This window comes from Pollutimonas nitritireducens (assembly GCF_002849615.1).
In the GTDB taxonomy this organism is placed as follows: Bacteria; Pseudomonadota; Gammaproteobacteria; order Burkholderiales; family Burkholderiaceae_B; genus Pollutimonas; species Pollutimonas nitritireducens.
Genome location: NZ_PDNV01000001.1, coordinates 255,896 through 274,417 on the forward strand (window position 1 = coordinate 255,896; position 18,522 = coordinate 274,417).

General features: G+C 55.2%; 20 protein-coding genes. 7 read left to right on the forward strand and 13 right to left on the reverse strand.

What is annotated here, in order from left to right; genetic code table 11:
• Positions 1-37: 37 nt before the first annotated feature.
• From CR155_RS01215 to CR155_RS01240, 6 genes are all read right to left on the reverse strand, one after another.
• Complete coding sequence (locus CR155_RS01215; protein ID WP_102068188.1) at positions 38-1,390, reverse strand: type II toxin-antitoxin system HipA family toxin; 1,353 nt, start codon at positions 1,388-1,390, stop codon at positions 38-40.
• A 4-nt stretch (positions 1,391-1,394) separates the two neighbouring features.
• On the reverse strand, positions 1,395-1,763 hold the full coding sequence (locus CR155_RS01220; RefSeq protein WP_439650403.1) for a helix-turn-helix domain-containing protein: 369 nt from the start codon (positions 1,761-1,763) through the stop codon (positions 1,395-1,397).
• 59 nt (positions 1,764-1,822) lie between these two features.
• Entirely contained in the window at positions 1,823-1,993 is a 171-nt protein-coding gene (locus CR155_RS21295; RefSeq protein WP_102068189.1) for a hypothetical protein, read from the reverse strand.
• A gap of 77 nt (positions 1,994-2,070) precedes the next feature.
• A complete protein-coding gene (locus tag CR155_RS21490) occupies positions 2,071-2,433 on the reverse strand; it encodes a hypothetical protein (protein ID WP_233213820.1) in 363 nt (120 codons plus the stop codon).
• 346 nt (positions 2,434-2,779) lie between these two features.
• Positions 2,780-3,766, reverse strand: a complete 987-nt coding sequence (locus CR155_RS01235) for a Fic family protein (protein ID WP_199171641.1) — start codon at positions 3,764-3,766, stop codon at positions 2,780-2,782.
• Positions 3,767-4,727: 961 nt separating this feature from the next.
• Entirely contained in the window at positions 4,728-5,720 is a 993-nt protein-coding gene (locus tag CR155_RS01240; protein ID WP_143705165.1) for a hypothetical protein, read from the reverse strand.
• 524 nt (positions 5,721-6,244) lie between these two features.
• Here CR155_RS01240 and CR155_RS01245 point away from each other — a divergent pair.
• Positions 6,245-6,484 carry a hypothetical protein gene (locus CR155_RS01245; RefSeq protein ID WP_102068192.1) on the forward strand — a complete coding sequence of 80 codons (240 nt, stop codon included), beginning with the start codon at positions 6,245-6,247 and terminating at the stop codon, positions 6,482-6,484.
• Between the two features lie 575 nt (positions 6,485-7,059).
• Here the strand turns inward: CR155_RS01245 and CR155_RS01250 are convergent.
• On the reverse strand, positions 7,060-7,608 hold the full coding sequence (locus CR155_RS01250) for a hypothetical protein (protein WP_143705166.1): 549 nt from the start codon (positions 7,606-7,608) through the stop codon (positions 7,060-7,062).
• Between the two features lie 325 nt (positions 7,609-7,933).
• On the opposite strand from CR155_RS01250, the gene CR155_RS01255 reads away from it, so the two are divergent.
• Complete coding sequence (locus CR155_RS01255) at positions 7,934-8,326, forward strand: hypothetical protein (RefSeq protein ID WP_143705167.1); 393 nt, start codon at positions 7,934-7,936, stop codon at positions 8,324-8,326.
• A gap of 71 nt (positions 8,327-8,397) precedes the next feature.
• Here the strand turns inward: CR155_RS01255 and CR155_RS01260 are convergent, their stop codons facing one another.
• From CR155_RS01260 to CR155_RS01270, 3 genes are all read right to left on the reverse strand, one after another.
• Positions 8,398-8,772: a DNA-binding protein gene (locus tag CR155_RS01260; RefSeq protein ID WP_102068195.1), complete on the reverse strand. Its 375-nt coding sequence runs from the start codon at positions 8,770-8,772 to the stop codon at positions 8,398-8,400.
• A 71-nt stretch (positions 8,773-8,843) separates the two neighbouring features.
• Positions 8,844-10,376 carry a type I restriction enzyme subunit R domain-containing protein gene (locus CR155_RS01265; protein WP_158238224.1) on the reverse strand — a complete coding sequence of 511 codons (1,533 nt, stop codon included), beginning with the start codon at positions 10,374-10,376 and terminating at the stop codon, positions 8,844-8,846.
• Positions 10,288-10,929: a type I restriction-modification system subunit M N-terminal domain-containing protein gene (locus CR155_RS01270; RefSeq protein ID WP_199171642.1), complete on the reverse strand. Its 642-nt coding sequence runs from the start codon at positions 10,927-10,929 to the stop codon at positions 10,288-10,290. Before CR155_RS01270 ends, CR155_RS01265 begins: the two co-directional genes overlap by 89 nt.
• A gap of 300 nt (positions 10,930-11,229) precedes the next feature.
• On the opposite strand from CR155_RS01270, the gene CR155_RS01275 reads away from it, so the two are divergent.
• Both CR155_RS01275 and CR155_RS01280 read left to right on the forward strand, forming a co-directional pair.
• Positions 11,230-11,706 (forward strand): Panacea domain-containing protein, encoded by a 477-nt coding sequence (locus tag CR155_RS01275; RefSeq protein ID WP_102068197.1) that lies wholly within the window; start codon positions 11,230-11,232, stop codon positions 11,704-11,706.
• On the forward strand, positions 11,703-12,071 hold the full coding sequence (locus tag CR155_RS01280; RefSeq protein ID WP_102068198.1) for a hypothetical protein: 369 nt from the start codon (positions 11,703-11,705) through the stop codon (positions 12,069-12,071). Before CR155_RS01275 ends, CR155_RS01280 begins: the two co-directional genes overlap by 4 nt.
• A 243-nt stretch (positions 12,072-12,314) precedes the next feature.
• Here CR155_RS01280 and gyrB read toward each other — a convergent pair whose 3' ends face one another.
• The 3 genes from gyrB to dnaA form a co-directional block, all read right to left on the reverse strand.
• Positions 12,315-14,765, reverse strand: a complete 2,451-nt coding sequence (gyrB, locus tag CR155_RS01285; protein WP_102068199.1) for a DNA topoisomerase (ATP-hydrolyzing) subunit B — start codon at positions 14,763-14,765, stop codon at positions 12,315-12,317.
• A 94-nt stretch (positions 14,766-14,859) separates the two neighbouring features.
• Positions 14,860-15,969, reverse strand: coding sequence for a DNA polymerase III subunit beta (gene dnaN / locus CR155_RS01290; RefSeq protein WP_102068200.1), 1,110 nt, complete (start codon positions 15,967-15,969; stop codon positions 14,860-14,862).
• 2 nt (positions 15,970-15,971) lie between these two features.
• The gene (dnaA, locus tag CR155_RS01295; protein WP_102068201.1) at positions 15,972-17,402 is read right to left on the reverse strand and encodes a chromosomal replication initiator protein DnaA; all 1,431 of its coding nucleotides are present in this window, start codon (positions 17,400-17,402) and stop codon (positions 15,972-15,974) included.
• Between the two features lie 216 nt (positions 17,403-17,618).
• Here dnaA and rpmH point away from each other — a divergent pair, with 216 nt between their 5' ends.
• From rpmH to yidD, 3 genes are read left to right on the forward strand one after another with little or no spacing between them, the layout of a single operon-like run.
• The gene (rpmH, locus tag CR155_RS01300; protein ID WP_023951589.1) at positions 17,619-17,753 is read left to right on the forward strand and encodes a 50S ribosomal protein L34; all 135 of its coding nucleotides are present in this window, start codon (positions 17,619-17,621) and stop codon (positions 17,751-17,753) included.
• Positions 17,754-17,803: 50 nt separating this feature from the next.
• Positions 17,804-18,172, forward strand: a complete 369-nt coding sequence (gene rnpA / locus CR155_RS01305; protein ID WP_102068202.1) for a ribonuclease P protein component — start codon at positions 17,804-17,806, stop codon at positions 18,170-18,172.
• On the forward strand, positions 18,169-18,420 hold the full coding sequence (yidD, locus tag CR155_RS01310) for a membrane protein insertion efficiency factor YidD (protein WP_102068203.1): 252 nt from the start codon (positions 18,169-18,171) through the stop codon (positions 18,418-18,420). The genes rnpA and yidD overlap by 4 nt, the downstream gene beginning before the upstream one ends.
• The last annotated feature ends 102 nt before the right edge of the window (positions 18,421-18,522 follow it).

The following is an 18,522-nucleotide window of genomic DNA, read 5'->3' on the forward strand; positions in this document are numbered from 1 at the left end:
TTTGGTTGCCATCGTTTCGGGAATCCTTGGCCAATCTCTAGGGAGCGAGCCGATTGGCTGCTGCCTGTACCCCGTCCAATATGCTGTCGGCCAGGCCTTCAGGGAATCCCTCCGGCAGCTTGCCACGGACTATCCGCACGACATCCGGTGTGCGGGAGACCAAGTCATCAACAACAAACTGAGCCCCTCGGCCATCGGCGGTCACAACACCGTAGCGCTCGCCCACGGCCAGCCAGTGCCGGCGCCGGATGTCGCGCATGACCCAGTGTGGGTTCTTGATGCGGACTGCCATGGCCATCTTCGCTCGGAAGGGTGACAGCTTCCCTTGGCCTTCCCCGAGAATTGGATAGGCTGATAGCACATCGTACAGCGGCGTGAGCTCGTAGCTGCCACGCGGACGAAGGAATAGGCTGAAGTTCTTCGCGTGGCCATCCGGCGCGCACAACATCCAGAACAGGACCTGTGACTGGAAGAACGTCCGCCGGTCTTGCTCAGATTGCCGGGATGTCTTCAGCAGGCCCATGATGCGCTCTACCCCCGGGCCGCCGTCGGCCTCGTACTTCAGGTGTGGCTGCGTGCCGGTGGCCTGGCACATGTCTTCCTGCGGCAGTCGGATAAGCCAAGGCGTCCCATCTTCGTTGTTCCACCACATCCGGTCAAACCGCTCCACCGCGAGCACCTTCATGTCCTCGAACTGCAGGGGCTCGGTGCGTGCAACCGGCAAGCCGTAGGCGGCCAGAATCTCCGAGCACAGCCACTCGTTCTCGACCGACTCGCTTAAGCCGAATTTCATGTTGCCAACCAGGCCCATCGGCAGCTTGAAGATGTGGGAGGTTGGAGTCGCGCCCCGTGGCCGGCTCCATTGGCCATTGAACCGCAACAGCGCTGTCTTTTCCTGCGCGCCGGCGATAGAGATACGAAACTCATTATCGTCGAGTTCAGGGCCGCCCATTTGTACCGGCGACACTACACCACGTAGTAGCTGCGCTACCTCGGCGTCGCTCATAAGCGTTGCCTGTACCGACGTAACGCCAGTGGGCACTGCACCGTCGGGCAGTACTTGCAATGCGCCCACGCAATCCCTGCCAACCTCGGCCAGCAAGGTGAAGGCATCGGTAGAGCCGGCCCGAAACCGGCGCGCAACACGCTCGCGAATAGCCTTACTGTCTGGCAACAGATTTTCGAAGTAAGCACGAACAGCATCACCGCGATAGGGCCCGTTGCCTGGTGTGAAAGGAAGGGACAGCGACAATGGCCGCCCCTCTTCGGACGCGACCCAGTCGTTGTTGTATTGAAGGACTTCGCCGATATGGGGTTGAACGCTCCATGTACCAACAAAGGCGCCATTCATCCAAAGACCCAGGACCCGTGTGCGAGAACGTCGACCCATGGGCTCACCATAACGGGCCGGAGGAATTCTGGCTCGGCGGGTCGCCCGCTTGGCGCAAAATGAGCTCTACGCCGAAAATGTTGAGCACCTGCAGCAGGCGGTCAGCACTGATTTTGTCTGCGTTGCGCTCCATCGCGGAGAGAGTCTGCTGAGTAACACCCAGCCGCAGCGCGGTGGCGGCCTGGGTCAAACCGGCCTGCTTTCGAAAGCCTTGAAGCAATGCCGGCAGTTGCTCTGCAGTGCGGACGGGGAAGTTAGTCATACAAATCTCAGGCTGTAATTGCAGTTTACAAATGGTACTCTGTAATTCGGATATACACAGCTTGATTTGTAAAACCAAATACAGGCTGAAATCAGTAAAGCGGGGATTCATTCTCGCAGGTGTCGTAAGCGCCCACTCCTGTCGACGCCATGAAGGCGCACCGCCTGATTTCAATCACCGTCGCAAACAGCCTCCCAGAACATTTCAGCCGATTGGCTCAATATTGAGCGATCGCGATAAAGCCGAACCTGCAAGGGAATCTGCCACCGCTCCGGGCCCGCAAGTACCAGGCGCCCGGCGTGCAGGTCGGCGGCGACTAAAGATTGCGGCAACCATGCGATGCCGCGGCCGCCACCTTAGGGTCTCCAAATACATGTCAAAAAACGGCCCCGCCTACCGAATCCACCATGCGAAAGCGTCAGACGAACAAGCAGACTCCGACATCAGGATGCAGTTCTGCGAGAAAGTTCGCATTTCCAAAGACATGAGGTTCACGAAAAGCGACATATTCATCTCGCCCCCTCTGGTTATCAAACACCATCTCGAGGATGGTCAGCATCTTTCCGGGACAGCCCCGAATGCCGGTGGACAGCAGCAGTGACAAGGGTGTCCATTCCGAGGTGGCGAGGGTCGTGGGAATTGCAATTTGCCTGATGCGAGGAAGCGCGCTTGAGCCAGCAAGCATTTCGGTGCCGCCGGCCGACATCCGCATTTGCAGTCGCAACACATTGTCCCGGTCGAACGCCTGCTCAGATATACAAAGCTGAATCGCTTTACACATGTCCATAACTGAGCCGCCGCCAACAGTACGTTGGATAACGGCGAATGCTCCCCCACCTTGTCGGTTAGCCCCACAAAGCGTTCGCCCAGTCCTTTAACCACGGTGTCGATAACGCTGCTGCCAGTGTTCAGCGTGCGCGAACATACTACGAAAGCACGACGGTAGCCGACCCGCCGTCAGTGACGACAATCCGTATTCCGAGTCCTTGTTCCGTACCCTGAAGTACCGGCCCTCAGTACCCACGCAAGCACTTCGTCAGTCTGGCGAAGGCGCGGGCGTGGGTCGAATGATTCAGAGGGCGTTTTTCTGCCGAAAATTTTTTCGGCAGATTTTGGCCATCGGCTGTCTACGCCTCATAGCTCCCATCCGCATTCAAAAGGCGGAATTGAGCTGGGGACTCTTCCAGCGCATTGGTTGCCCGCAGGCACCGGATGAGCATGTCCAGATTCGAATAGTCGAACCGGCTTGCCCATCGCGCCATCTTCGCGAGACTCCGCACGAATCCCCTCGGGTCATTCCCGCGAGTGAGCGCGCGGGCGCAGTCGACATACTGAGGATGATAGAGCGTCGGAATGATGATGCGGCTCAAGCCCGTGCGCGTGAGCTCCGCGTTCATAACCAGTCGCGATAGGCGGCCGTTACCGTCATCGAACGGGTGTACCTCAGACACAAGAAACGCGTAGTACACGGCTCGGGCCAAGCCTTCGGGGACGGAAAGCGCAAGACGCGAGCCCTCATCAAGGGTACCTCGTACGTAGGCAGGTTCTACAAACTTAGTCGACCCCGCATAGTTCACTTCGAGCTTTGGTTTTCCCGGATTTGCTTCAGGTCGCAGCTTCAGCATCTCTGCATGCCAGTGCTCAAGACCCTCCAGAAACTCCGGTCCGGCAACGGGAGGGCTGTCTCTAAAGGGCGAGGTGAGGGCTAGACGGAATACACCGAGGATATCGTGCGAATCCTTGGGACGATTGGGCACGATGACGTTGCTCATTACAATGTCACGTGCTTGCTCGATGTCGAACTTCGTGCCTTCCACGTAATTGGAGAAGTACGACTCTATGAACCCAAAATGCTGCCGTGCAACTCCGGCCACGGTCGACTCGATGCGTGGTAGCGGCTCTACTCGAAGGTGGGCGGCAAGCGCCTCAAATCGAACGACCCGCTCTTGGTCCACGGGAGAGCCCCGCGCAACCGCTAGGCCTTCTCTGGTACGCAGCTCCCCTTTCGTGTGGGTTCCCAGCAGAGCCCCGATGATGCTGCGAAGCTCCTCTAGCGCCTTTTCAGCGCCGAGCGCAGGGGCCAACGCCGCAGCCTGGTCGCGAATGTCATTCAAGGCCTTCTCTCCCGAGGCGTTGAGCACCAAAACCAAGAGGCCTTCGACGTCCTCCCTCGGGGCTCGGAGGTTTCCTTTACGGCCGATGTTCTCGAGAAGCATTCTCGTGCGGCCGGCGTAGTGAATACCTGAGGTCCCCATCGCCAAGTCTCCGGGGAGGGGGCCAGGCCCCCGCACCACCCTAATAGATAACCCCGGAAGCACCACCTTCTTGTTGAAAACGGTGGGATGCGAGAGCGTTAGCTCGCCGCTGGGCAGGACGCCGCCTTTCATGGCGCTGAAGTGCGACACCACGCCCCCGGGAACCGCAACCCCGGCAACCCGCTGCCAGTTCCGCCGCACGACCGCCGCTAGCTCCTCGTCGGACGCAGGGGGCGCGTAAACACCTTTATACACGCGGATGAGTCCTCCCGCCGCAGCTTGCCGCTGCAAGTTTCGAGCGGCCGCAGCTGACAACGAGGACGCGAAGAACAGTTCTTCAGTCGGGGCGGAGAGGCGGTTGGATTTCATGAGAAGGTCGTCGTTTCACTAAGAAGGTTGTATTGCATGTCGCTGTAACGCTAAGAAATTGGCATTCTCGTCGTATAGTCACTTAGATTTAGTCCTTCCCGAGTCGCGCTAGGCCACCTGGATTTACTCAAATTCACTAAGAAACTAGCGCTGCGAGTACCGAATTGTCGCTCGCTCACTAAGAAAGTGCAATTTTTGTCGTTTATCCGCTAAGTAAGCCGGTGAATGTCTCTTCCTCCGGCAGTCAAAGCGGCGTACCCCTGCGGGTAGGCGCATCTACCCATCTGCGATCCGGAGGACCATCTCCCTAATGGCTGAAACCGACCCAAAGCGGATCTCGGTCATGTTGGAAAGCGGACATTCCTACGTGCTGCGGTGATCAGCGCTCCGCTCATGGGTTCGCGGCTTAGAACCCCTCCGGGCGCTAGGACCTCACCGCCTCGGCAAAGCCTTACGCCCAGATAACAATGTCCTTCGGCCGGTAGTCGGCAGCTCTCTGAAGCATGGGATCGTCCCAACTGACCGCACGCAGCCCCTGTCGGATGCGATCGGGCACAAGTCCTGCGTCGCTGATGGGGATGAAGACGTTCGGAAGCGCATACTCGTCGCCAAAATCAAGCGCATGTGCTCTCTCTCGGAGCGGCTGGTCACCAGCCGCCCTGTAGAGATAGGTCAGGTGCCGCACCACTACGACCGCGTCGACGTGCGCGAACTGGATCGCCGCTCCCGTTGAATCCTTCAGGTACGAGTTCGCAGTGAGGAGTCCGCACTGTTCGTGCTTCAACACTGTGATCGGCTCGTAAATGAAGTCGTCCCACACGATAACGAGCACGGACGTATCTGTCTGAACTGCCTTGAACTGGGCGAACTTCTTATCCGCATCAAGTAAGAAATCCTTGACCGGGTTGTCTCGCGGCAGTGTGAGCCCCCCATCGCCTTTCAGCTTCGCCACTTGGGCCATCGGTAGTGCGCGGCCGGCGACTTGGAACGAGTTGGTTCGCCGGGCGCGAATGTGCTCCAGCAGTGATGGAGTCTTCACCTCAAAGAGGAAGCCCCTGTCAGGCGTGACGATTCGAAGCTCCGGGCGCTTTCCGGCCGCCGATACCGCCGGCTCGTGCTGGAACGTAGTGCCTGCGGGCCAGTCCAGCGTCAGCAGTTTCCGCAGCACCAGCAGTTCCGCCAGCTTTTGCAGGATCTGGTCGTAATGAGGCTCGTGCTTCTCCTTGCCGCATATGGCAGCGATGTCCTTGATGAACTGGAAGCCAAGGCCTGGCAGCTTCTTCTCGCAGTCGGCACATGCGTCGACGATGCTGCGACCCAAAGGGTGAGGAGGCAGCATGGAGAAGTGATAAGAGAACCAATGCCATGCCATCGCTCCCCCAATGCTCAGCGTCGCTTCCTTGAGCAGGCTGACCCAGGTTTCTTGATCCAATTTCTCAGGCAACGGAGACCTCCCAACCTCATGGTTCATGTGGGCGACCAAGGTACTCTCGCCCCATGGTAATCGCGGCCTGAAGGCAGGCGCTTTGACTCGAACAGCGAATATTTACGGCGGGCTGACCGGTCCGAGGAGCAACATCGACCGTCAGCTCTAGGCCGATTGTAGTCAATGCTTGATGGGCTGAACTCGACCCATTTCGGTCGTTCGTTTTTTTTTCCAAGGTTCCTCCGCACCAGAGACAAGCCAAGTCACGGACACTGTGGTCTATTCGAAAAGAGGTAACCATCAAGGCAATGTATAGTTATGTTACGTAATGTATGTTGCATACGTGACTTGCTACCCCAGTTTGCCGACATTCCAAGCATGCATCTTATGAGAACCGATAACCAGCCCCAAGACTGAGGGATCTGGCAACAGCCAGCGAGCCGCAACGGCAGCTTTTAGACTACTTGAACGGGGCCTATAAGAGTGGCACGGGGTTGGAGCCTGGTCAGGAGCGATCCAATCAGCTTGTGATAGATGCGTTCATGGACCTTCTACCGGAAGATGCAATATCGCAACTTGAAGCCTTCCTGAAGGACAAGAGCTACGTATTCGACAACATCAAAGAGCAGAATAGGCAGCGGCACTTCTTCAACCAGCCGGCCGTACTGCTGGCTTACTTCCTAGCGGAGAGGATGCCTGCTCAAACCGAGGAAATCTGGCCAATCGACTCTGACGACTTAGCAAAAGTGTTCAGCGATCTAGGCAAGAGATACGGTGGCTGAGTAGGTCGGTGGTTCGATAACTCCAAGGAACCCAGTGATGGTCGAGCGGGATATCGGCTGGCAACAAACTCGCGCTGGCCGATTCCGTATCTCGACGCCGTCCCATTCAACAAGATCCCAAAGTCCCACAAAAAAGGCCACCTCACGGCAGCCTCCTCTGTTACATTTAAAAAACTTGGGAAAAATCTAAACTTCCACGGGATCCTACACCTGTAGAGACACCCATAAGGTGAGAATTCTCACTCTTTAAAAACAATGACTTACAGTATTCTGAGAACCATGAATGGGCGCCGTTGCGCTCATAAGCTGAGAATCCTCTCCCAGCCTGACCTATGATCCTTGCCTGGAAAGCACCTTTCCAAGGGACTCCCATTAGCCGATCAAATTTTCTGTATTCCGACGCCCCTTGGGGTGAAGGCCTTATTCTAAAAGGCGTCGCTCAGATTCTGAAGGTGAATGTCATCAAAATTCACTGTCTCATCCTGTCACCCATGAAGCTTCTTACCAGAATATGAAATTCCAGGATCAAAAAGAGCCCTGATGAAGGGCTCGTCCGGGATCTTCAGGATGGGTGATCACCTCCGGCTCGCCTTGGCCTGCGCCACCACCAGCCGTCCCAGGTCAGACACCCGTAGCAGCCCGCCCCGACGCAAACCGTTTGGAAGGGTTAAAGCACCGATCACTTCCACCGCGTCACCCAAATTTCGCGCAAGAGCTGAAGCTTTGGTGTTCAGGGCTTTTGCCAAATCTGCTAGGGGTACATACGTTTGCCTGAACGCCAACAGTTGCTCTGGAAGGATGACGTCACGCTGCTGCCCTGGTAGCTTGACCTCCACGGTTTGCATCAGCCCCGCATTGATCCAGTGCCTCAGGTTTTCTTGTTTCCAGCCTGTCATCTTAGACAGGTCCTTCAGGGACATACCTGACTCCAGCACAGGCAACCCAAAATATTGAGCCACCTCTGAGCGCAGAAACCCCATCTTTCCGATGGTTGACCCTTTAATGACAGCACGAAGCTCGCCACGCTGAGCAGCCTGCATGACAGACTGGATCGCCGAGTTGCTACCCCAGCGCCGGCTCATGAAGTCTGACCAAAACACAAGCTCCTCATCTGACGTATCCACGGACTTGACCTTGCGCACCAACACAGCATGGAGATGGTCGATCGAGCTCGCCTTAATCTCCCCCGCCTTGAAGATATCCCTGCGCCATTGGATTGAGAAAACAACCGGCTGATGTCTGGTTCATAAACAATGACGCTGGCGAGTATGAGGTTCAAGAACAATGCCTTGTTAGCACAGCGGGTACAGCGCTTGTCCTACTGTATTTGGAGCCATCGATGTTTGAGGTTGGCCCTGACTGGGATTCAGGCCGAAAATATAACGAGCATGGCTCATACATTCCACACAAGAAACCTGCATTCCGGTAGTGGATGCGCTTCATACAGATATGCATAATTACATCGTTTATCACAAAGCTGAAAAGATGGGCTACCCAGCCATCGATATTGACAAGCTTGCTATCTATACAAAAAAACCGACTGTGAACATCAAGGGGAGCCGTATCTGGCTCATTGCTGGGGAAGGTAGTCCGCGCAAATACTATTTGCGTGCGACTTTTGTGATCGGCTCTGTCGAACCTTCAGACAAGCCTTTATTCAAGAGCCGAGTTATCGGCACAGATGGCCAACTCCTCGACCCCATGCCGCCACTCAATGGCGAATCCTGGCTCAAGTCCTTTGTGAAAGAGCAGGGCAACTTCGCTTTCGGCTTTAGTCGCATTAATAACATCGTTGTCGTGGAAGCGTTGAAGAGCATTCTTCTTGCCAACACGCTCCGTTAAGTGTGCCCGTCGGCCGAGTGCCGCTTCATAGCGCTAGGCCTATCGTCAGATTAGGTCTGGTTTAATCCAATTCACGCATCTTTTTTAAGCCTTTTGATCTCATCGCCCAGGCTAGCAATCTGATCCTCTGCTGCTGTTAACGCCTCTTCAAGCTCCTGTACACGTTGACGCCACCGCTCATGGGCATGCACCAGTGCTAGTGCCCAAACCTCCTCTCCCAAAACCCCAAATCGCTCGGACAGAGCCTTTGGCATGGGTGCGGAAAATGTCTTGACGTCTGTGCGAGGAAGTCGCTTGCGCTCCTCCATTGCCGCCGTAATGGTCGTGTAGCTACCCCCGCCCAGGACTGTACGTATCGCCGCTTGACTCGCGTAAGCGCCGGAGGCTTCGATCTGATCTGCGGCGGCCCAGATCGCTTCCTTTGTAATGGTTGGGCGTTTTTTCATCTTGCTTCAATCAACCAGTCGAGAAAGGGGCAAGCCCCTTTCTGATCATTAGAACTTCAAGCGTCCGACGATCAGCTAGACTCCAAAAGGTCCATATCGATACGCTTGCCTTCCTTCAGGAGATCGAAAAGGAAGCTCGTATAGGCCTGCATCGTCTGTGGGTCCTTGAGCAAGAGCTCCGCGATCCCGCTATGGGATGTCATTGCGCGCACGACGGCGTTCATAACCGCACCTGGCAGATTCCCCTTCAGCGCTTGATCCTTGGCATTGTTCTCCACCTGAGCCATGACCAGGGCGTTTTCAGACAGAATAGACAAAGTCTGATCCGCAAACGCAGCCCGGTCCTTGAGAGGTGTAGCCTCGCCAAACAGAGCGTTCAGCTTTTCGACGATTTCCGCAATGTAGACGGGCATGCCAACCGGGCCCTTACCACCACCCGCCCCCATCGGATTGAGCACTTCTGGCTCCTCGCCTTCTGCTTGGTTGTCCTCTCTGGCTTTGATGTCAAAGCCAGTCAACAAGAGCCCTTGCAGGTCAACCGCCTCAGGCGCCACACCGTCCAGGCGCTTGGACAACAGCTTGGCGAACGCAGCGAAGCCCTCAAGATCAGGATCGCCTAGCTCGATGAGCTGCGCAACGTAGTGGTACGTACGCACGAATTTGGCGAGATCCGTTTTAAACCCCAGGAGCTGCTGTAAGGCCTGCGCAGCCTCCTTGCGTTCAAAGTCTGCCTGCTTCATGCCCGCTTCATTACCCAACTTCTGAGCCTTGTCGAAAGCAAGATCCGCCGCCTCTATCGCTTCGCGCGTAACCTTCATCGCATCGTTGAAAGCATCTGTGGGCGCCTGCGTAGCAGCGTAAAGCGCCTTATGAGAGGATGAATCCGTTTCGATGAGTGCTTGAATGCTCTTGAACCGTGCAACCTGGAAGGCTTCGACATCAGACTCATCATAGAAGCCTGCTTCGTCCAGGCGTCCCTTAATGGTGTAAATAACGTTGGGATCCTGTATTTCATGGATTTGAGCGCCGGCATCATACTTGGCAAACGCGGCTCGAATCACCTCTGGATCGTTAGCAAAGTCGATGATGAAGGTGACGTCTTTCCCGGGCGCAGTACGGTTCAAACGCGAATAGGTTTGAACGATCTCCACCTCATTGGCGATCTTCTTGTCGTTATACATCGATACGAGCTTGGGCTGATCAAACCCAGTCTGGAATTTGTCGGCCACGATCATGACGCGAAACTCCGGTCGATCAAAGGCAATGCGCAGGTCCGGGCTCTTAGCATCAGGATTCATAGAGATTTCAGTGAATTCATCGCCCTCATCAATGATGAACTCCTCACCCGCCTGGGCATCATCCGCATGCATGATTTGGCTGCCTGTAATCTTTCCTGAGAAGGCTACTAGCGCCCGGATGCCTTTGTGTTCGGGATGCTTTTGAAGGTACGCATCAAATCCCTTCTTGTAACGCACGGCAGCGGCACGGGAGCTGGTCACCACCATGGCCTTGGCTTTACCATCGAGCAGATGCATGACATTGGCCGAGAAGTGCTGAATGATGAATTCCACCTTTTGGGTGACGTTTGTCGGATGCAAGGCCATCCAGCGAGCCAGTGCTCGTTTGGCCGACTTGCTGTCCAGCCGCCTCATTGACTTCCGACCCAAAACGACGGATCAAGTGTTCATACACGTTACTCATCACCCGGTCAGGCACTGTCGATGGGTGAAGATCGATGGCTGCAAAGTTCTGGCAGATGCGATACAGAACGCCGGCGCGGTCCATCCGGGCCAGCGTATTGGTGAAGTCGAACTGTTCGAAAATCACCCGGGCATTGCCTGAGAACTTGGCAATGTAGTCCTCCAGATTCTGACGGGTGCGCGTCGCCCCCAACGTAGCCAGACTGTATTCGGACGAGTTGTAAAACGAGAAACCTGTGATCTGTGGCAGAACGATATCCAAGTCGATGGGGCGATCCTGCATCGCCTTCATCGTGCTCAGCACCTTTTCACGGGTCGACTCCAACACGCATTCCAGACGCCGCAAAAGGGTAAATGGCAAGATGATTTTGCCGAAATCGACATGCTGGAAGTCGCCCCAAAGGTCATCCGCGTTTTTCCAAATGAAGTCTGCAAGTGTTGTGTTGTTGGTAGCCATATGAGAATTTTGAAATTTGTTACATTGAATATAACCGACGCTTTATGATACTACAACTCACTACAAAATAAAAGGAAGCTATACGCATAGCTAGCATAGACTGGCTACTTGTATTTCGAGCCTACTTCCGCCTCCATTTAAATATTTCCTTTTCGTCATTTTTTGGGAACAGGAAAGCCTGGAACTTTTCCAGTTTTAAACTGTCTTTATATACAGTAATACATTGCTTTACGCGAGTGAATGGAGTAAATTCCACTGGCGCAGCAGTTTGATTTTGTAACATTTCATAGGGAGGCAAAAATGAGCGTGACTGCATTACAGGCAGCAAAGCATGCTTGCGAAGCCTCTGGCTGGAAGCTTACGAATCTCCAGTTGCAGAAAATTTTGTACATCGCGCAGATGGTTTATGCAGGAAAAAACGAAGGCAAAAGACTAATTTCCGGAGGCGATTTTGAAGCCTGGGATTATGGCCCTGTCCTCCCTAGCCTATACCACCGCGTGTCAGCCTTTGGCAGCAGCCCGATAAAGAACGTCTTTCATGGTGTCGAAGAAATTGACGACACAGAGGTCGCGGATTTTATCGCCAAGGCGGCCAAGGAGTTGTCGTCTGTCCAACCTTTTAGATTGGTAGAGTACGTGCATGATAAGCACAGTGCTTGGCACAAGCACTATCATCCTGGCGTCAGAGGAATAACCATTCCTCATGAGTCAGTCATAGAAGAAAACAAATCTCGCGCGAAGGCTCAAAAAGCAAAAACAGCGAACGCAAAGGCATGACGGATCAAGAAGAGTATGTTCCTGACTTCCCGGAAGTCCCAGAAGACTGGCTTGAAGATGATGCTCAAGTAGGCAGAAATAATGCTCAGGCGCTTGAGCAACTGGGCGAAGACTTACAATACGAAAAAGATAGGCGGCGAGAGGAAAGATTCCTGTTTGTCGCAATCATCACCGTGTTAGTTGATGGTTATCTTTTCACAACCATATCAAATTGGTCGGGACCAATCGTGATTGGAGTAATACAGCTTTTTGGGTTGGCCGTGTACGCAAGGCATTGTGGAGTTCAAGAGGTAGATCAGTTCATTGACCGATTCTTGAGTTTTTCCCCACTTCACAATCGGAAGTCAAAGGAAGACAGCGCCTAAATAGGCGTGGTTTGGCATTTTCAGGAAAAGCGACTCATCGGGGTCGCTTTTTTTGTTGGGGTACTCCACGAAGGGAGTATCACATGAGCTATACATAAAAACGACAAAAACCTACCCTCTTATGCTTTCAATTTCGAGTCTACTTCCGCACCCATTAAATCAATCTATTAGAAGCAAGAGGACCATAGCCTTCTCAGGTTATGGCCGTCAGATTCTCACCTTATGGGTGTTTCTACAACACCATCAAACATCAATATTGCTGGCCTGCAGCGCATGCTCCTCAATAAACGCCCTGCGCGGTTCCACGTTATCACCCATAAGCGTCGTAAACACTTCATCGGCCGCAATGGCGTCCTCTACCTGCACCCGCAACAAGCGGCGCACTTTGGGGTCCATGGTAGTTTCCCATAGCTGGCTGGGGTTCATTTCGCCGAGGCCCTTGTAGCGCTGCTTGCTGATGCTGCGATCGGCTTCGCCGCGCAACCACTGCATGGCTTCACGGAAGTCGGAAACATATTTTTCACGACGCTTCTCGCCTTCACCACGTGCCACCAGCGCGCCGGTGCCCATCAGGCCAAGGAAGGTCTTGGCGGCTTTGGAAAGAATGGCATAGTCGGCGCCGCGCACAAAGGTACGATCGAAGATGCTGACGCGCACGTTGCCGTGATGCATGCGGTTGACGACGAGGCGCCAGGAGTCGCCCTCATCGTTCTCGTCCACAATGACGTTCACGCCGTTTGGAATCGAAGGATCTTCAATCGCATCCTGCAGACGCTGGGCGGAAGCGGCGGCCTGTTCAGCGCTGTCCAGGTTGATCTCCACGCCTTCAGCCATGGCCGACAGCGACGCCATGTCGATGTGCTTGGTGAGGCGACTGATGACGCCATCGGCCATGATGTACTGACGGGCCAGTTCAGCCAGCGCGTCGCCGCTGATCGGGTTGGCGCCATCCTTGGGGATCAGCACCGCGTCTTTCAGCGCCACCTGCAGCATGAACTGGGCTTCTTCCGCGTCGTCTTTCAGGTAACGCTCTTCACGGCCGACCTTGACCTTGTACAAGGGGGGTTGGGCAATATAGATGTGGCCCCGGTCTACTAATTCGGGCATCTGGCGATACAACAGCGTCAATAACAGCGTGCGAATGTGGGCGCCATCGACGTCGGCATCGGTCATGATGATGATGCGGTGATAGCGCAGCTTGTCGATGTTGAAATCGGGACCAATGCTGGTGCCCAGCGCGGTAATCAACGTGGTGATCTGCTCGCTGGTGATCAGGCGATCGAAGCGCGCCTTTTCGACGTTAAGGACTTTGCCGCGCAAGGGCAGAATAGCCTGGAATTTGCGGTCGCGGCCTTGCTTGGCCGAACCGCCTGCGGAGTCACCCTCGACAATGTAAATTTCGCACAAGGCGGGGTCTTTTTCCTGGCAGTCTGCCAGCTTGCCGGGCAATCCGGCGCCTTCCAGCACACTTTTTCGGCGTGTCATCTCGCGGGCCTTGCGGGCCGCATCGCGCGCGCGCGCCGCGTCGATGATCTTGTTGCACAAGGCCTTGGCGTCGGTGGGATTCTCGAGCAGCCACGTTTCCAGCGTACGGGCTACGGCCTCTTCCACGGCGGGGCGGACTTCGCTGGACACCAGCTTGTCCTTGGTCTGGCTGCTGAACTTGGGATCGGGAACTTTCACCGACAATACGCAGGCCAAGCCTTCGCGCATGTCGTCGCCAGTGGTATCGACTTTGGCCTTCTTGGCCATGTCGTTATCGGTAATGTACTTGTTCAGGACGCGTGTCATGGCAGCGCGCAAGCCTGTCAGGTGCGAGCCACCGTCGCGCTGGGGAATGTTGTTGGTAAAGCACAGCACGGTTTCGGTGTAACTGTCGTTCCATTGCATCGCCACATCCACCCCGACGGTGGTCTCGCCAACGGTAGATTCAGTGCTTACCGAGAACACATTGGCATGCAACACCGTTTTCGTGCGGTTGATGTATTCGACGAAACCTTTTACGCCGCCCAGGAAGGCAAAATTTTCTTCTTTGCCGTTGCGCTCGTCGATGAGGCGGATTTTCACGCCATTGTTCAGGAATGACAGTTCGCGCAGGCGCTTGGCCAGGATTTCGTAATGGTATTCGATGTTCTCGAAGATCTGGGTGTCGGCCAGGAACTGTACCCGCGTGCCCTTTTGGTCGGTCTTGCCGGTAAGCTTCAACGGCTCGACCCGCGCGCCGCGGTTGAACTCCATTTCGTGCATTTCGCCATTGCGCGCAATGCTCAGCTTTAACCACTCGGACAAGGCATTCACACACGACACGCCCACGCCATGCAGACCGCCCGAAACCTTGTACGAGTTGTGGTCAAACTTGCCGCCGGCATGCAGTTCGGTCATGACGATTTCAGCGGCGCTACGGTGGAATTCGTCGTCCTTATGAATGTCGGTCGGGATACCGCGTCCATTATCGGCGACCGATATACTGTTGTCAGCGTGTATGGTGACGACGATATCATCGCAATGGCCGGCCAGCGCTTCATCGATGGCGTTATCGACCACTTCGAACACCATGTGGTGGAGTCCTGTTCCGTCGGAGGTATCGCCAATGTACATGCCGGGTCGCTTGCGAACTGCTTCAAGCCCCTTGAGCATCTTGATCGAGTCGGCGCCGTATCCGTCAACGGCAACATTCGTGGGTAGATCTGACATAGTTTGTGAAAACCTTTATGTAAGCCTTGCGGCTGTTGAAGTGTGCCGGGCTGGCTCGCCCGGGCACACTTCCTGCGACGTAAATTCAGGGAATCTAAATGCGCATTGGCATGACGACATACTTGAACTGCTCGTCGTCAGGACATGTAATCAACGCCGATGCATTGACGTCGGGCTGGACCGACCACTGAATGGTTTCGGTTTTGACATTAGCCAGAACGTCGAGCAGGTAGCTGACATTGAAACCAACATCCAGTGGCTCGTGGCTGTAGTCGATATCGAGTTCTTCCTGAGCTTCTTCCTGTTCCGCGTTGGTGGAAGAAACCTTGAGCTGGTTATTGGACAGCTGCAGGCGGACGCCTTTCAGCTTGTCGGTCGTCAGAATGGCGGCGCGCTGGAGGCTGCCCTGCAATAGTTCGCGGCTGATGGAAAAATGGCGCGTGTAGTTGCTGGGAATCACCCGCGTGAAGTCGGGGAATTTTCCTTCGACCAGCTTCGATACCAATTCGACATCGCCGAAGCGGAAACGAATCTGGCCAGTTGCAACGTCGATGGACACCGGTTCGTCGGTATCGGTGAGCAGACGCTGCATTTCAAGCACCGTCTTGCGCGGCACGATGACGTCGTGCTTGGAAGCGATGCCTTCGACGACCGCGCCGCTATGTGCCAGGCGGTGACCGTCGGTCGCTACGGCACGCACAAAGCCGGGCTCGAACACGAACAACAAACCATTAAGGTAATACCGGATGTCCTGCTGGGCCATGGCGAAATGCACCATGTTGAATAAATGCTTCAGCGTTTTCTGCGGCAATGTAAAAGAAATATCCCACTGTTCCGGCTGAGCCAGCGTGGGGAATTCAGCGGCGCCCATGGTTTGCAAGGCAAACCGGCTTTTACCGCTTTGCACCGACAACTTCGCACTGGCCAGCCCAAGCTTCACATCACCCGTATCAGGCAGCGCCCGAAGTATGTCAAGCAGCTTGCGTGCGGCAACCGTCGTGGACTCGTTTTCATCACCGATACCGAACTCGGCATGCGTGGTAATTTGAACCTCGAGATCAGTGGCAATGAATGCGACGCTCTTGCCTTCCTTTCGCAACAGGATATTTGCCAGGATGGGCAAAGTATTCCTGCGCTCGACAATTCCAGCCACCGTCGATAACGGTTTGAGCAATGCATCACGAGTCGCTTGTACGAGTTGCATGGTTATCCTTTTAAGGTTTGTTCTAGTACGTGAAGAGCATGATTGAGCTCGGTCTGCTTGGACCTTGCGTCGGCAATTTTCCGCACCGCATGGAGCACGGTGGTGTGATCGCGCCCGCCGAATAAATCGCCGATTTCCGGCAGGCTCTTTTGAGTTAATTCTTTAGCCAGATACATGGCCACCTGGCGCGGCATTGCAATATTGGCAGGGCGACGCTTGGAATACATGTCGGCCACTTTTATCTTGTAGAAATCGGCGACCGTCTTCTGGATATTCTCGACTGTGATTTGTCCGTTGGACACCGACAGCAAATCTTTGAGGGCGTCTTTACAGACATCGACCGTAAGGACTTCGCGCCCATGAAAGCGAGCATAGGCCGATACCTTGCGCAACGCACCTTCGAGTTCGCGCACATTGCTGCGCAAGTGCTTTGCGATAAAGAACGCGACTTCTTCTGGCATGGTCACGCCTTCGGTCTGGGCTTTGCGCAGCAGGATGGCCACACGCATTTCCAGTTCCGGAGGTTCGATGGCTACGGTAAGGCCCGAATCGAAGCGGGAGATGAGCCGGCTGTCAATATTGGCAAGTTCCTTGGGATACGTATCGGAGGTGATGATGATCTGCTTGCGCTGCGCGACCATGGCCTCGAACGCATAGAAGAATTCTTCCTGGGTGCGGTTCTTGCCTGCAAAGAATTGTATGTCGTCGATCAGCAACAGATCGAGCGAATGGTAATAGCGCTTGAATTCATCGAACGCCTTGCGTTGATAGGCCTTGACCACGTCCGACACATATTGGTCGGCGTGCACGTATCGGATCCGGGCTCCTTTGCCGCTCGCCAGCAAGGCATTTCCAATGGCATGGATAAGGTGCGTCTTGCCCAGCCCGACCCCGCCATACAGGAACAGGGGGTTGTACGAAACGCCGGGGTTCTCGGCCACCTGGAGCGCAGCGGCCCTGGCCAACTGATTGGCTTTTCCCGTGACGAAGTTGTCGAAAGTCAGGTCGGTGTTCAAGCGCGAGCGATCGTGCGCAAGTTCCACTGCGGCGGCACTGGCGCCAGAGTTGACTCTTGTGGCGGCCGGCGCGGCTGGCGCGGCCTGACCGCTTGCGTCGTCTGGCCCTGGTTCTGGCCCTGCGCCCAGGCGTGCAGCGGGGCCGCTGCGAGCGGGCGCGGGCGATGCCCCCGCGCCCGCGAGTTCAAAGACAACCTGTACCGGGCGTTCGTACCATTCGGTGGCAAGCGTTTCGATTTGGTGCGCAAAGTTCTTTCGCACCCAGTCCAGCTTGAATCGGTTGGGCGCAGAGACTCGAAGCACCGCTTGAGCTTCGTCGAAAGCAAGGGGAACCAATGGGCGTATCCAGGCACTAATCTGCTGTGAAGGTAGGTCCTGCTCCAGACGCTGGACGCAGGTCTGCCAGAAATCTTTCATGTCCACCACTTCTGTAAACCTCGATTCTACCCTGTTGAGACCCTAGTTATCCACAAGGTGCGACAAGATTCCTGGCTAGTACTTGTGCTAACCATTTGACTAAACTATCAAAATTTGATGAAATGGTGAGCTTTACACGAATTTTTAACACCTGCAACCGATGTCACAGACTAACCTTGTGGCAGTTTCAGGTAGCTCTTTTATTTTGGATCCCCAATGAAACGCACCTTCCAACCTTCCGTCACCCGTCGCAAGCGTACCCACGGATTTCGCGTCCGCATGAAAACGCGTGGCGGCCGTGCCGTTATCAATGCGCGTCGTGCCAAAGGCCGCAAGCGCCTGGCCGTATAGCCAATAAAAGCCCTTGCGCCAGCCGATAGCTACGGCAGGCGCCTGCTTTTATGCGCGCCACATTTCCTGCTGCGGCACGCCTGCATCGCCCCTCGGAATACGCGTCTGCCCTTAGAGGCAAACGACTTGCCAGAGGGGCGTTGTTCGTTGTAACTACGCCGCGCGATCTACCTGAAGGTTCAGAGCCGATCTGCGCCAGGCTGGGGCTCGTCATTGCCAAGCGCTATGCGGCGAAGTCTGTCACCCGAAACGCCATCAAACGGGTCATACGGGAAGCGTTCCGGCAGAAAAGGCATGAGCTTCCGGCGCGCGACCTGGTGTTTCGCCTGCATTCCAAAGTCGGGCCGTTTACGCTGACCGAACTCAAGGCATTGGTCCGTAGCGAAATCGACGCCCTGTTGAACCGCGCCATGAGATGATCAAGGCACTGCTTATCGCACCCATCCGGTTCTACCGGTATTTCCTCAGCCCCTGGGTTGGCCGAAGCTGTCGCTTTACGCCCACCTGTTCCAACTACACAATCGAGGCGATCGAGACACATGGTCCCCTTAAAGGGCTTTGGCTGGGAACTCGGCGTATTGTGCGCTGCCATCCATGGTGCCATGGCGGCTATGACCCGGTACCAGAACCGAAAAAAGATTCCGGCGGCAGTGGCAAGTTGCCTTAAACTGCCCTCCTGCCGAAACTTTTCCGAACTATCTTCTGCTCATCTGCGATTCAGCTGAGCTACGTTAAACTGTTGGGCTTTGCTCAGCTTTGACTTGAAACA